A 13013-nucleotide genomic window follows, 5' to 3' on the forward strand; every position below is an offset into this window, starting at 1 on the left:
CATCGTCGTACCCACTTCGTAGCGAAGAAACCATCGAGGACCGTGACGTGACCGCGCAGCTCAATCCGCGCGGTGACGTCGCGGTCCTCGTGCCTGCGGCCGGTGCCGGGGTACGCCTCGGCCCAGGCCGACCGAAGGCGCTGCGGCTGCTGGCCGGGGAGCCGCTGCTGGTGCACACGGTCCGTCGGCTGGCCGCCGCCGACTCGGTGCACACCATCGTGGTGGCCGCACCGGTCGCGGAGGTTTCCGCCGTACGCGACCTGCTTGCCCCGATCGCCCCGGTGACCGTGGTGCCCGGCGGGGCGGAACGCCAGGCCTCGGTGGCGGCGGCGCTCGCCGCCGTGCCCCCGGGGCCCGACATCGTCCTCGTGCACGACGCGGCCCGCGCGCTGACCCCGCCAACGCTGGTGGAGTCGGTGGCCGCCGCGGTCCGGGCGGGCCACGACGCGGTGATCCCCGTGCTGCCGGTCGTCGACACGATCAAGGAGGTCGACGCGGGCGAGGTGGTGCTCGGCACCGTCGATCGCTCCGCGCTGCGTGCCGTGCAGACCCCGCAGGGTTTCCGCCGGGCGGTGCTCGTCGCCGCACACGTCGCCGCCGGTGACGCGCTCACCGACGACGCCGGGCTGGTGGAGAAACAGGGCGTACCAGTGTTCTGTGTGCCCGGCTCGGACCACGCCCTGAAGATCACCCGGCCCTTCGACCTGGCCCTGGCCGAGCAGTTGCTGGCGGGCGGTGGATGACGCGTACCCTCGATTCATGATCGTTCCTCGGGTGGCCATCGGCACGGACGTGCACGCCTTCGAGGCCGGGCGGCCGTGCTGGGTGGCCGGCCTGCACTGGCCTGGCCAGGACGGCCTGGCCGGGCACTCCGACGCCGACGTGGTCGCCCACGCCGCCTGCAACGCGCTGCTCTCCGCCGCCGGCCTGGGTGACCTCGGCGCCAACTTCGGGGTCGACCGACCCGAGTGGGCCGGGGCGAGCGGGCTGGCCCTGCTCACCGAGTCCGCGCGCCGGGTGCGCTCCGCCGGCTTCGCCATCGGCAACGTGTCGGTGCAGGTCGTCGGCGTGCGACCCAAGATCGGTCCGCGTCGCGAGGAGGCCCAGCGGGTGCTTTCGGAGGCGGCCGGCGCGCCGGTCACCGTCTCCGCCGCCACCACCGACGGCCTGGGCTTCACGGGCCGGGGCGAGGGGCTCGCCGGGGTCGCGGTGGCCCTGGTGTACGAGCGGCCGGGCGCCTAGGCGCGCGATGTCCGCCGACGTCCCCGCCGACCCGCCCGCCGCCGACGGCTACCTTCAGCGCGCCATCCTCCTCGCCGAGTTGGGGCGCTACGACGAGGCCGCGATCGAACTGGGTTTCGCGCTCGCCCTCGATCCGACAGCCGCCGAGGCGCTGATCATGCTCGCGCGCGTGCACCTGGCCGCTGGGCGGCCCACCGAGGCGCTGGCCACCGCCGAGTCCGCTGTCGCCGCCGCGCCGGGGCAGGTGCCTCCGCTCGTCGTTCGCGGCCTGGCCCTCGGCGACCTGGAACGGTACGCCGAGGCCGCCCGTACCGCGGACGAGATCCTGGCGCTGGGGCCGCAGGACGCGTACGCCCAGCGCAGCGCGGCGGCGATCCTGGCCGGCTCGCGCAACGGTCAGCCGGCGTTGAACGCGGCCTGGCGCGGGGTGGAGTTGGCTCCCGAGGAGCCGCAGGCGCACCTGGTGCTCGGCCTGGTCGCGGCCAACATGCAGATGTTTGACCTGGCCGAGCGGGCCTACCGGGAGGCGCTGCGGCTGGACCCGCGCCTGGCCGAGGCGGTTGACGACGTCGGGGTGCTGCGGTTGGAGCAGCGACGCTGGAGCGCGACGCTGGAGCGACTGGCGGAGGCCGCGGTGACGAGCCTGCCTCCGACCGACCCGAACGGTCGCGACGCGACGCGGAGCGGGCCGGCCCGCCCGGACGGCGTCCCGGACGACCCGGGTTGGCCGGCCGAGGGCCGCCGGGAGCCCTCGGGGTGGTCGGCCGAGGGCCATCAGGAGCCCTCGGGTTCGCCGGCCGAGGGGCGACCCGCCGACGAGCACCCTTCCGGTCCCGACCAGGTCCCGGGTCCCGACCAGGTCCCGGGTCCGGAGCCGTCGGGCGTGGCCGGCCCCGGGGCGGGCCACATCGGTGCCGGGCCGGCCGACGCCGGCCATCCCGCCGTGGGGCCGGCCACCCACCGCGCCGTGCCGGCCGCACTGCGACAGCTCGTGGTCTGGGGGACCGGCTGGTCGGTGGTCGCCGCCGTGGTGGTCGCCTGCTCGGCCGCCACCGGTTCCGGATTCTCCCGGTTCGTGGCGGTGCTGGCCGCGATCGGCGGCGGCATCCTGGTCTGGCGGCAGGCGTCCCGGCTGCCCGGCCTGACCCGGACGGTCCTGCCCGTGCTGCGGCGTACCGACCGCACGCTCGCCCTGGCCGTTTACGCCGCCTGTACGGCACCCGCGCTGATCCTGCTCTACGCCCTGCTCGGTACCCCGTGGCCGCTGATCCTGGCGATCGGTGTCGGCACCGCCGCCCAGCTCGCGATCATCGGCCGCCCGGTGGCCTGAGCCAGGACGCGGCCCCTGCCCCCGGAGCGCGGTTTGTGTTAATAAGGGGCCCCTTTACCTCACGAGGCGTTAATAAGGGGCCCTTCCTTTCACCGGGACCAGGTCCAGGCGTAGGCGGGGTCTTCGCAGTGGGAGGCGGCGTCGCAGAGGTCGAGCGGGCGGAACGTGTCGACCATGACCGCCAGTTCGTCGAAGAAGTCCACTCCGATGGAGCGTTCCGCCGCACCGGGCTGCGGGCCGTGGGTGAAGCCGGACGGGTGCAGCGAGATGGAGCCCTGCTCGATGCCGGAACCGCGCCGGGCCTCGTAGTTGCCCCCCGTGTAGAAGAGCATCTCGTCGGAGTCGACGTTGTGGTGGTGGTACGGCACCGGGATGGCGTCCGGGTGGTAGTCGACCTTGCGCGGGACGAACGAGCAGATCACGAAGTTCGGGCCCTGGAAGGTCTGGTGCACCGGCGGGGGCTGGTGGATCCGGCCGGTGATCGGCTCGAAGTCGTGGATGGAGAAGGCCCACGGGTAGAGGTGACCGTCCCAGCCGACCACGTCGAACGGGTGGTGGGCGAAAACGTGTCGCGTCCAGACCGTGCCGTCGCCACCCGGGCGTGCCGCCCGCGAGCGGTGGCGGACCAGCACCTCGACCTCGGTCCCGTCGACCAGTAGTGGCGTGTGCGGTCCCCGGAGGTCGCGCTCGCAGTACGGCGAGTGCTCCAGGAACTGGCCGCGTACGGACAGGTAGCGCTTGGGCGGTCCGATGTGCCCGGACGCCTCGATGGCGAGCAGCCGGGCCGGCGAGTCGCCGGTGGGCACCAGTCGGTGCACGGTAGAGGTAGGGATGATCACGTAGTCGCCAGCCACTGCGTCCAGCACGCCGAAGGTCGACTCGACCCGGAGCGCGCCGGCCTCGACGTAGAGACACTGGTCGCCGGTGGCGTCGCGGAACAGCGGGGACGGCCGGTCGGCCAGCACGTATGCGATCCGCACGTCGTCGTTGGCGAGCAGGTACCGCCGGCCGAGGACCGGGTCGGCGCCGGTGCCGTCGAGCTTGTGGGTGCGCAGGTGTCGGGGCTTGAGCGGCAGGTTGGGCAGCCGGGTCACGGCGGGTGGGGTGAATTCCTCGGCGGCGAGGATCGCCGTCGGGGCGTACCGGTGGTACAGCAGTGACGAATCGGAGGAGAAGCCCTCCTGGCCCATCAGCTCCTCGGTGTAGAGGCTGCCGTCGGGTTGCCGGAACTGGGTGTGGCGCTTGCGTGGCACCTCGCCGATCCTGCGGTAGTACGGCATGTCGCCCTCCGTCACCAGCCTGCCGGCGTCCGATAACCGGACGCTATTGTCCGCTTATTACAGCGTCCCGTACGATCTTGTGTCGTGTCAACGCAGCTGCCCGCACTCGTCGCCGGCCTGGTCGACGATGCCGCCGTCTTCCCGCCGGGCAGCGCGTCGTTGCCCGACGCCGTGGCCGCCCACCGACGACACCGGGCCGCCTGGTACGCCGACCTCGTCGGCCCGCTGCTGTTGCCCGCCTCCGCGGTCACCGCCGGCGAGCTGGACGGCCTGATCGACCCCGCCGAGGGTTTCGTCGTCGGGCTGATCGGCGACACCGGTCTCGACCGGCTGCCCCTCGCGCTGTCGCTTCTTCCGCCGCTCGGGGTGACCGTCCGGCAGGTCGAGGCGCCGGCCGCCAAGCGGGGCGAGGACCCGCTGCCGGGCCTGGCCGAGCTGGTGAAGCTCGCCGAGCGGCTGGACGGCGGGTCGGTCTACGCGGAGATCCCACTGACCTTCGGGCTGATGGGCGCGTTGGACGCCGTCGCCGAGGCGCGAGCCGGTGGGCTGCCGGTCGCCGCCAAGTTCCGCACCGGTGGCCTGGCCGCCGAGCTGTTTCCGACGCCGGCCGAGCTGGCCGCCGTGATCGGGGCCTGCCGGGATCGGGAGTTGCCGTTCAAGTTGACCGCCGGGCTGCACCACGCGGTGCGGCACGTCGACCCGGAGACCGGCTTCACCCACCATGGCTTTGCCAACGTGCTCGCCGCGACGCTGGCCGCCGCCGAGGGGGCCGGGGTGGACACCGTCGCCGAACTGCTCGCCGTGCGCGACGAACGACCGTTGGTGCGGTGGACCGGCGGCCGCCGGGACGCGGCGCGTCCGCTGTGGGTGGGCTTCGGCTCGTGCAGCATTGTGGAACCACTGACCGATCTCATCCGGCTGGGCCTGGTGAACGGCGGCGACGATCTGGTGAACGGGGGCGACAGAGCATGACCTGGGTGACGGGTGCGCAGGATTCGGGCTTCGGGGTGCAGCACCTGCCGTATGGGGTGTTCCGGATCGACGGCGGCGAGCCGCGCATCGGCGTACGCATCGGGAATCTCGTTCTCGACCTGGCCGGCGCGGAGGCCGCCGACCTGGTGCTGGCCGGTGGGGCGCTGTGCCAGCCGACGCTCAATGCGTTCCTGGCGCTGGGCCGGCCGCAGTGGACGGCGGTGCGGCAGCGGATCACCGAGCTGCTCACCGATCCGGCCCACCGGACGGCCGTGGAGCCGCTGCTGGTGCCGCTGGACGAGGTGCGGATGGAGTTGCCCTTCGAGGTCGCCGACTACGTCGACTTCTACTCCTCGGAGCAGCACGCCACCAACGTCGGTGAGATCTTCCGCCCCGGCCAGCCGCCGTTGCCGCCCAACTGGAAGCACCTGCCGATCGGCTACCACGGCCGGGCCGGCACGGTGGTGGTCTCCGGCACCCCGGTGATCCGCCCGCAGGGGCAGCGGCCCAGCCGTGAGGGGCCGGTCTTCGGCCCGTCGGCGCGGCTCGACGTCGAGGCCGAGGTCGGTTTCGTGGTCGGCGTACCCAGCCCGCTCGGCCGTCGGGTCGCCGCCGCCGACTTCGCCCACCACGTCTTCGGCGTGGTGCTGCTCAACGACTGGTCGGCCCGGGACATCCAGGCGTGGGAGTACCAGCCCCTGGGGCCCTTCCTGGGCAAGTCGTTCGCCACCTCGGTCGCCGCCTGGGTGACCCCGCTGGACGCGCTACGGCACGCCTTCGTGCCCGCGCCCGAGCAGGACCCGCCGGTGGCCGACTACCTGCGCGACGAGCCCCACCTCGGGCTCGACCTGCGGCTGACGGTGTACTGGAACGGCGAGCCGGTCAGCGAGCCGCCGTTCGCCGGGATGTACTGGACACCGGCCCAGCAACTGGCCCACCTGACCGTCAACGGCGCCGCGCTGCGCACCGGTGACCTGTACGCCTCCGGCACGGTCTCCGGCCCCCGGCGCGACCAGGTCGGCTCGTTCCTGGAACTCACCTGGGGCGGCGCCGAGCCGGTCACCGTGGCCGGGGCGGAACGCACCTTCCTCGCCGACGGTGACACGGTGACCATCACCGCCACCGCGCCGGGCCCGGACGGCAGCGTCATCGCGTTGAGCGCGGTGACAGGAACCGTGCTGCCCGCCCGCTGACCCTTTCCCGACAGGTGGCCGCAGTCGCACGGGCTGTGCGATAGCGACCCGTCACTGTCTTCGTTGATCGCCTCGGAATTCCGTTGCCACGCCGTGCCGGGCCGACCGGCGCCCCCCTGTTCCGGTCGGCCCGGCCCCGTTCGGCGACATGTCGAAAACCGAGGGAGATGACGACGATGCACGATTTGGTGGGCGCGATCTGGCGCACCAGCAGCCGCTCCAACGACCAGGGCCTCTGCGTGGAGGTGGCCGACAACCTGGCCCGCGCCCACGGTGTGGTGGGCATCCGCGACTCGAAGGACCAGACCGGGCCGGTGTTGATGGTCAGCCCGCCCGGCTGGAGCGCGTTCGTGGACGCGATCCGGACAGGGACCTTCACCCGCTGAGATCCAGGGGTCCCCGGTGGTGGAATCTCCGTCCCGGGGACCCGGACTGCGTGCACCGCGCGTACCGTCGACGCTACGGGAGGTGGCATGTCGACGGTGGCGGTCAACAGACTGGTGGCGGTGCCTGCGGCCGACCTGTGGCGCCTGCTCACCGACCTGTCTCGGCGCTTTCCGGTCGGGGCCCCGGTCGAGGTGCTGACCCCGGGCCGGTTCGGGCCGGGCACCGCGTGGCGTGAGACGCGCATCCGGCCGGACGGCAGTGAATTGGCCGAGGAGTTCGTCGTGCTGGCGGCCGAGCCGCCCCGACGGCTGGTGCTCGGCTCGCCCGGCGACGGCGTCGACTACCGGATCACCTGGTCGCTGCGCGACGTACGCCGTCGCGGCCGCCGGTGCGCGGCGGTCACCGTGACGGTGCAGGCCCGGCCCGCCGCTCCGGCCGGCCGGGCGGTCGCGTTGTTGCTCGGTGGCCTGGCCGCGCGGACGGTGGAGAAGGTGCTGCGGCAGGACATCGCGGCCCTGGCCGCCGCGGCCGGTCGCCACCCGGCCGTCTGAGTGGTGTCGCCGTGCCACGGTCCACCTCCATCCCGCCCTCGGGCCTCGCTCCCGGGCAGGCACCGACCGCTGGGTAGGGTGCCGGGCGGGGAGGTGCGGCATGGGGTTGGCGACGGGCCGGCGGATCGTGGCGACGGTGGCGGCGGTGGTCGTCGCGGCGGCGACCGGGATCATCGCGTACCGCGTGCTGGCCCCGGCCGAGGTCGTCACCGCCGCCCGAGCCGACTACCCGGCGCCGCGCGCGCCGGAGCCCGGCGTGGTGGGCCGGCTGCCGGTGGCACCGCTGATCGTCGACGGCCGGCTGCGGGTGTACGCCGCACAGCGCCAGGTCTACGCCGACCAGCCGGTCGACGGGGAGCATCGGCGCACACCGTACTGGTCGTACCGACGCTGGCCGGCGACGCTGGACGCGGTGGTGGCGAGCGGAACGACCGTGGTGAGCCGATGGTCCGACGGGAAGCTGGTGGCGCTCGACGCCCGCACCGGACAGGTCGCCTGGCGGGCGGACGGGCCGGAGTCCGACCGGGAGCAGGCGGCGCGGCGCACCGGCGTGACCACCGTCTGGCAACCGCGCGGCCTCTCGGTCACCCGGGCCGGCGACGGCCGCGCTGTCGTGGTGAGTTCCGGCGCGGGGCAGATCCGAGCGGTCGGCCTTCCCGACGGCGCGCAGCTGTGGCGGGTCGAGGTGGATGCCGGCTGCCGGGAACCACTGGGCGCCGACACGAGCGGCCAGCTGCTCACCCTGGACGACTGCGCCGGGCCGCCGACGGTCGAGTTCCGGGACGTGGCGACCGGGGCGGTCAGCACCCGATGGCGACCGCCCGACAGCGCTGACGACCTGACCGCGTCGCTGTTCGGCTGCGCGTCGGAGGGCGTCGGCTGCGCCGCGCTGCGGACCGCCGGGCCGGGGGACTCGTCGGCGCGGAGTTGGCTGCTCGACACCGGCGAACCGGTCCTGGCGCCGGCCCTGGACGGGCTCGATGCCGAACTGATCGACCGGACGGCCCTGGTCATGGCGGACGGGACGCTGGTCGGTCGCTCGCTCCGCAGCGGTGCCGAATGGCGGGTCGCCGTGGGACCGGGCCGGGTGATCGCCGTCCAGACCGGGCGGGTGCATGTGCTGACCGAGGAGAACGAGCTGGTCACGGTGGACGCGGCGAGCGGTGCGCAGCTGTCCCGGTTCGTGCTCGACGTCGGCTCCGACGGCACGGGCTGGGCGCCGGGCCCGGCGTACGCGGCCGACGGCTACGTGGTGGTGGAGCGGTTGCGTCGCCCGGTCGACCCCGAGGGGGACGATCAGCGCTACTACTTCACGGCCGAGCCGTTGATCATCGCCGCGGCGTGACCAGCGGGGACCGCCCGCCGACGTGGGCGGCCCCGTCAAGGATCAGGTCAGGGCGGCCTCGGCCGCCGCCAGGAAGGCGTCGTTCTCGGTCGGGGTGCCGATGGTGACCCGAACCCCGTCGCCGACGAACGGCCGGACGATCACCCCACGCGACTCGCACGCCTTGCCGAAGTCCACCGACCGGTCACCGAGGGGCAGCCAGACGAAGTTGGCCTGGCTGTCCGGCACGTCCGGCACCAGCTTGCGAAGCGCCTCGGTGACCCGGTCCCGCTCGGCCACCACCAGCGCGCAGCGCCGCCGCACCTCGTCCGCCTGCGCCAGCGCGGCCAGCGCACCGGCCTGCGCGGCCAGGCTGGTGGAGAACGGGGTGACGACCTTGCGTACCGCCGCGGCCACCTCCGGCTGGGCGACCAGGAACCCGATCCGCAGGCCGGCCAGGCCCCACGCCTTGGACAGGGTGCGCAGCACGGCCACGTTGGGCCGGTCAGCGTAGCCGAGCCCGTCCGGTACCTCGGGGTCGGTGACGAACTCCCGGTACGCCTCGTCGATCACCACGAGCACGTCGTCCGGCACCGCGTCGAGGAAACGGTCCAGCTCGGCCCGGCGGACGGCGGTGCCGGTCGGATTGTTGGGGTTGCAGACCAGGATCATCCGGGTCTGGTCGGTCACCGCCGCCGCCATCGCCGCCAGGTCGTGCCCGTGCCCGGCCTCGTTGGGCACCCGCACGCTGCTCGCGCCGCTGGTCGCCACGATGATCGGGTACGCCTCGAACGAGCGCCACGAGTAGAGCACCTCGTCGCCGGGCAGGCAGGTCGCCCGCACCAGGTGCTCGGCCAGCGCCACCGAGCCGCAACCGGTGGCGATCCGGTCGGAGTCCACCCCGTACATCTCGGCCAGTGCCTGGCGGAGCGCCACCACGCCCATGTCCGGGTAGCGGTGCACCCCGGTGACGGCCTCGGCGACCGCCTCCACCACGCCGGGCAGCGGGCCGTACGGCACCTCGTTGCTGGCCAGCTTGATCGCCTCCGGCAGGCCGAGCTCGCGGGCCAGGTCGGCCGGGCTGCGACCGGGCACGTAGTTGGGCAGCGCGTCCAGGTCGGTGCGGGTCAGGCGCGGGGTGGACCGGTGACGTCCGGTGTTTGTCATGGGGTGTCTCCCGGGGTGTTGGCGCGGTCGGTGGGGGTGCGGGGAACCTTCACCACCACGGTCTGGGCGCGCTTGTCGTGCAGCGCCTGCCGCAGCGGGTGGTCGAAGAGCGGGGAGAGCGCGTCGATCAACTGGAGCAGCAGGCCGAGGCCGCAGCAGTACCAGAGCAGGGTGGGCAGGCCGAGGGTGTTCCACCGGCGTAGTGCCCGGCTGAAGCCGAGCGGCGCGTCCGCCTCGACGGGCAGCACCTTGATGCCCACCAGCCGCTTGCCGAAGGTCTGCCCGTTGGCCGCCATCGCCGGCACCTCGTACGCCAACCAGAGCAGGGTGGCGATCAGCAGGATCACCACGATCAGCGATCCGGTCTGCTCGCCCGCCGGCGGCAGTGGCTCGGTGTTGCGTTCCGGGTTCTGCATGCGGCGACTGAACTCGTTCAGCGGCGCCGAGATCTCGTCCAGCAGGCGTGCGACGAACCAGCCGTTGACCAGCACGTTGAGGACGAACACGATGCCGAAGTCGATCAGCCGGGCGCCGAGTCGGGCGCCGAACGAGGACAGCGGCAGACCGTGCGGACGAGGCTCCGGCGGACGTCCCGGCCAGGTCGGGTACGGCCAGCCGGGCGGTGGCCCGTACCGCGGATCGCCGGGCGGCGGGCCCGGCGGCCAGCCACCGGGTGGGAGGTGACCCGGGGGCGGGCCGGAAACCGGTGGTGTGGTGGTGGGCGTGGTGGCCGGCGGCACGGGTTCGGGTGCCGGCTCGGGCTCGGGCGGGGGCGGGCCCTCGGGTGGGGTGGCGTCGACCGGGATGGGCGCGCCGATCCAGCCCTCGCCGTCCCAGTACCGGCGAGTCTGCGGGTCGGCGGGGTCGACGTACCAGCCGGGAGCCACACTCACGTCGTGGCCTTACTGCGCTCGTTCACCTCGCCACCTTAACGACGACCGTTCCGGCGAACTTGTCGTGGAGGCACTGCTGCCAGGGCTTGTCCCACAGTTGCCAGAGGCCGTCGACATAGCCGCCACCGGGCACCAGCGACCCGCCGACGAACTGCACAAGGTACCGCTTGCCGGCCATCCGTCGATCAAGAGTGCCGGTCGGATCGAGCGGGACCACCCGCAGGCTCATCACCCGCTTGCCGAGGGTCTGCCCGGTCCGCTTCAGGTACTCGACGTGGTACAGCCAGTACAGCCCGAGCACCAGCACGAACAGCGCGGCCTGTAGCAGGAGCAGCGGCACCATGACCTGCGTGAGGAACGCGCCGAGGTCCGGCTCGACGAGTGTGCCGTCCGGGCTGGTCTGGGTCCTGCTGGCCAGCCAGAACGGAAAGAACAAGAACACCGGCACGAACAGCACCATCATCACGACGGTCGCGATCGCCGTGTCGATCAGGTACGCCAGCAGCCGGTCGGCGAAGCTGGCCAGGGGGTGCCCGCCCGGCCCCAGCACCGACAGCGGGGGCGGCGGCACAGACCCCCAGCCCGGCGCAGGCCCGGCCACCCACCCCGGCGGCGGTGACCCGGGCGGCCATCCCGGCGGGGGGACCGCCCCGGGCGGGCCAGGCCAGTTCGGTGGCGCCTGGCCGGGCGGGGTGAACTGCGGCGGTATCGGAGGCGGAGGGCCGGTGGGCGGCGCGACGCCGCCGGTGGCGGGCGGCGGCCCACCGACCGGCGGTGCCGGGTACGAGGGAGGCTGGGTCACGCTCGCCAGTGTTACAGGTTGCCGCGCTGCTCCTGCTCCCGTTCGATCGCCTCGAAGAGAGCCTTGAAGTTGCCCTTGCCGAAACCGAGTGAGCCGTGCCGCTCGATCAGCTCGAAGAAGACGGTCGGGCGGTCCTGCACCGGCTTGGTGAAGATCTGCAACAGGTAGCCGTCCTCGTCCCGGTCGACCAGGATCTTGCGGGCCTTCAGCTCCTCGATCGGTACGCGTACCTCGCCGATGCGGGCGCGCAGCTCGGGGTCGTCGTAGTACGAGTCCGGGGTGTCCAGGAACTCGACGCCGGCCGCCCGCATCGCGTCGACGCTGGCCAGGATGTCGTTGGTGGCCACGGCGATGTGCTGGGCCCCCGGGCCCTGGTAGAACTCGAGGTATTCGTCGATCTGCGACTTCTTGCGGGCGATCGCCGGCTCGTTGAGCGGGAACTTCACCTTGCGGGTGCCGTTCGCGACGACCTTGCTCATCAGCGCCGAATAGTCGGTGGCGATGTCGTCGCCGATGAACTCCGCCATGTTGGTGAAGCCCATGACCCGCTTGTAGAACTCGACCCACTCGTCCATCCGGCCCAGCTCCACGTTGCCGACGACGTGGTCGACCGCCTGGAAGAAGCGCTTGGGCTGGATGCCCGCGTCGATCATCGGCTGCCGATCCACGATCGGTCCGCGGACGACGAAGCCGGGCAGGAACGGCCCGGTGTAGCGGGACCGGTCGACCAGGGTGTGCCGGGTGTCGCCGTACGCGGCGATCGCCGCGATCCGGACCGTGCCGTGCTCGTCGCTGACGTCGTGCGGCTCTACCAGGCCGGTCGCGCCCTGCGCGGTGGCGTGCGCGTACGCGGCGTCCACGTCCGGCACCTCCAGCGCGATGTCGCAGACGCCGTCGCTGTGCTTCGCCACGTGCTCGGCGCCATCGGCGTCCGGGCGGACCGTGCCGGTCAGCACGAACCGGGCCGCACCGCTGGTCAGAACGTACTGGGCGTGGTCGCGGTAGCCCTGCTCCGGTCCCCGGTACGCCACACAGGTCATGCCGAACGCGGTGGAGTAGTAGTGCGCCGCCTGCTTGGCGTTGCCCACCAGGAAGTGCACGTGGTCGAGGCCCCGGACCGGAAACGGGTCGTGGGTGATGTCGTGGTCGACGGCGCCGACGAGGGTGTCGACATCGACCTCCTCGGTCGACTGGGGTCGGTCGATCGCCTGGGTCATGGTGGCCTCCCTTGCGTACCGGCCGGCCTCGTGGGCCGACGCTGTGCTCTTCCACGGACTATCACCGTGAGCGGGGTCACTGGGCAACTGTCGGCAATCCGGCTGGTCAGGTTGCGCAGGAAGTAGAGTGGTTGCCCATGAGCGCTGGTCAGGATGTACAGCTCGATGGCCTGGACGCCTCCCTGATCGAGCTGCTCGCCGAGGAGCCGCGGATCGGCGTGCTGGAGTGCTCGCGCCGGCTCGGCGTGGCCCGCGGCACCGTCCAGGCCCGGCTCGACAAGCTGGTCGACCGGAAGGTGATCGGCGGGTTCGGGCCGGACGTCTCACCCGCCGCGATCGGCTTCTCGGTGACCAGCTTCGTCACCCTGGAGATCAGCCAGCGGCACGGGCACGATCCGGTCACCAGCCACCTGGCGGCGATCCCCGAGGTGCTGGAGGCACACACGATCACCGGCTCCAGCGACCTGCTCTGCCGGATCGTGGCCCGCTCCAACGCCGACCTCCAGCGCGTGATCGACCAGATCGTGGCGTACGAGGGGATCCGCCGCGCCTCCACCATCATCGCCCTCGCCGAGCAGATCCCCTACCGGGTCATCCCCCTGGTGCGCTCCGCCGTGCGGTAAGGAAGGGCCCCTTCTTAACGCCTCCGGTAGAG

13 protein-coding genes and 1 pseudogene are annotated in these 13013 nt (G+C 72.9%); 9 read left to right on the plus strand and 5 right to left on the minus strand.

Annotation, left to right across the window (positions count from 1 at the left end; translation table 11 throughout):
* Positions 1-47: 47 nt before the first annotated feature.
* The 3 genes and pseudogenes from ispD to IEY61_RS31935 all read left to right on the plus strand — a co-directional run.
* Positions 48-743 carry a 2-C-methyl-D-erythritol 4-phosphate cytidylyltransferase gene (ispD, locus tag IEY61_RS06925; protein WP_189041707.1) on the plus strand — a complete coding sequence of 232 codons (696 nt, stop codon included), beginning with the start codon at positions 48-50 and terminating at the stop codon, positions 741-743.
* A 16-nt stretch (positions 744-759) separates the two neighbouring features.
* Positions 760-1242 carry a 2-C-methyl-D-erythritol 2,4-cyclodiphosphate synthase gene (gene ispF / locus IEY61_RS06930; protein ID WP_189041709.1) on the plus strand — a complete coding sequence of 161 codons (483 nt, stop codon included), beginning with the start codon at positions 760-762 and terminating at the stop codon, positions 1240-1242.
* 7 nt (positions 1243-1249) lie between these two features.
* Positions 1250-1885: pseudogene (locus tag IEY61_RS31935) on the plus strand (tetratricopeptide repeat protein); the annotation flags it as partial.
* 776 nt (positions 1886-2661) lie between these two features.
* On the opposite strand, the gene IEY61_RS06940 reads toward IEY61_RS31935, so the two are convergent.
* On the minus strand, positions 2662-3852 hold the full coding sequence (locus tag IEY61_RS06940; protein ID WP_189041712.1) for a homogentisate 1,2-dioxygenase: 1191 nt from the start codon (positions 3850-3852) through the stop codon (positions 2662-2664).
* Positions 3853-3936: 84 nt separating this feature from the next.
* Between IEY61_RS06940 and IEY61_RS06945 the strand changes: the two genes are divergently transcribed.
* The 5 genes from IEY61_RS06945 (at position 3937) to IEY61_RS06965 (ending at position 8300) form a co-directional block, all read left to right on the plus strand.
* Positions 3937-4824 carry a hypothetical protein gene (locus tag IEY61_RS06945; RefSeq protein ID WP_189041714.1) on the plus strand — a complete coding sequence of 296 codons (888 nt, stop codon included), beginning with the start codon at positions 3937-3939 and terminating at the stop codon, positions 4822-4824.
* Entirely contained in the window at positions 4821-6017 is a 1197-nt protein-coding gene (gene fahA, locus IEY61_RS06950) for a fumarylacetoacetase (protein ID WP_189041716.1), read from the plus strand. The genes IEY61_RS06945 and fahA overlap by 4 nt, the downstream gene beginning before the upstream one ends.
* Positions 6018-6193: 176 nt before the next feature.
* Positions 6194-6403 carry a DUF397 domain-containing protein gene (locus tag IEY61_RS06955; protein WP_189041718.1) on the plus strand — a complete coding sequence of 70 codons (210 nt, stop codon included), beginning with the start codon at positions 6194-6196 and terminating at the stop codon, positions 6401-6403.
* Positions 6404-6490: 87 nt separating this feature from the next.
* The gene (locus tag IEY61_RS06960) at positions 6491-6955 is read left to right on the plus strand and encodes an SRPBCC family protein (RefSeq protein ID WP_189041720.1); all 465 of its coding nucleotides are present in this window, start codon (positions 6491-6493) and stop codon (positions 6953-6955) included.
* 100 nt (positions 6956-7055) lie between these two features.
* Positions 7056-8300 carry an outer membrane protein assembly factor BamB family protein gene (locus IEY61_RS06965; protein ID WP_189041722.1) on the plus strand — a complete coding sequence of 415 codons (1245 nt, stop codon included), beginning with the start codon at positions 7056-7058 and terminating at the stop codon, positions 8298-8300.
* Positions 8301-8342: 42 nt separating this feature from the next.
* Here IEY61_RS06965 and hisC read toward each other — a convergent pair whose 3' ends face one another.
* Genes hisC through hppD form a run of 4 tightly spaced genes read right to left on the minus strand, consistent with a single transcriptional unit; the run spans position 8343 to position 12358 of the window.
* Positions 8343-9446, minus strand: a complete 1104-nt coding sequence (hisC, locus tag IEY61_RS06970) for a histidinol-phosphate transaminase (protein WP_189041724.1) — start codon at positions 9444-9446, stop codon at positions 8343-8345.
* Positions 9443-10339 carry an RDD family protein gene (locus IEY61_RS06975; protein ID WP_189041726.1) on the minus strand — a complete coding sequence of 299 codons (897 nt, stop codon included), beginning with the start codon at positions 10337-10339 and terminating at the stop codon, positions 9443-9445. The genes hisC and IEY61_RS06975 overlap by 4 nt, the downstream gene beginning before the upstream one ends.
* A 22-nt stretch (positions 10340-10361) precedes the next feature.
* Positions 10362-11141, minus strand: coding sequence for an RDD family protein (locus IEY61_RS06980; RefSeq protein WP_189041728.1), 780 nt, complete (start codon positions 11139-11141; stop codon positions 10362-10364).
* 11 nt (positions 11142-11152) lie between these two features.
* Positions 11153-12358: a 4-hydroxyphenylpyruvate dioxygenase gene (hppD, locus tag IEY61_RS06985; RefSeq protein ID WP_189041730.1), complete on the minus strand. Its 1206-nt coding sequence runs from the start codon at positions 12356-12358 to the stop codon at positions 11153-11155.
* A gap of 137 nt (positions 12359-12495) precedes the next feature.
* Here hppD and IEY61_RS06990 point away from each other — a divergent pair, with 137 nt between their 5' ends.
* Positions 12496-12981, plus strand: coding sequence for an Lrp/AsnC family transcriptional regulator (locus IEY61_RS06990; RefSeq protein ID WP_189041732.1), 486 nt, complete (start codon positions 12496-12498; stop codon positions 12979-12981).
* Positions 12982-13013: the final 32 nt, after the last annotated feature.

The organism is Micromonospora sonchi (genome assembly GCF_014646235.1).
GTDB lineage: Bacteria > Actinomycetota > Actinomycetes > Mycobacteriales > Micromonosporaceae > Micromonospora > Micromonospora sonchi.

Bases quoted from the DNA above. Each gene is read 5' to 3' on its own strand.
- ispF (WP_189041709.1), top strand. From the start codon at position 760: ATGATCGTTCCTCGGGTGGCCATCGGCACGGACGTGCACGCCTTCGAG.
- IEY61_RS06940 (WP_189041712.1), bottom strand. From the start codon at position 3,852: ATGCCGTACTACCGCAGGATCGGCGAGGTGCCACGCAAGCGCCACACC.
- fahA (WP_189041716.1), top strand. From the start codon at position 4,821: ATGACCTGGGTGACGGGTGCGCAGGATTCGGGCTTCGGGGTGCAGCAC.
- IEY61_RS06955 (WP_189041718.1), top strand. From the start codon at position 6,194: ATGCACGATTTGGTGGGCGCGATCTGGCGCACCAGCAGCCGCTCCAAC.
- IEY61_RS06960 (WP_189041720.1), top strand. From the start codon at position 6,491: ATGTCGACGGTGGCGGTCAACAGACTGGTGGCGGTGCCTGCGGCCGAC.
- IEY61_RS06965 (WP_189041722.1), top strand. From the start codon at position 7,056: ATGGGGTTGGCGACGGGCCGGCGGATCGTGGCGACGGTGGCGGCGGTG.
- hisC (WP_189041724.1), bottom strand. From the start codon at position 9,446: ATGACAAACACCGGACGTCACCGGTCCACCCCGCGCCTGACCCGCACC.
- hppD (WP_189041730.1), bottom strand. From the start codon at position 12,358: ATGACCCAGGCGATCGACCGACCCCAGTCGACCGAGGAGGTCGATGTC.
- IEY61_RS06990 (WP_189041732.1), top strand. From the start codon at position 12,496: ATGAGCGCTGGTCAGGATGTACAGCTCGATGGCCTGGACGCCTCCCTG.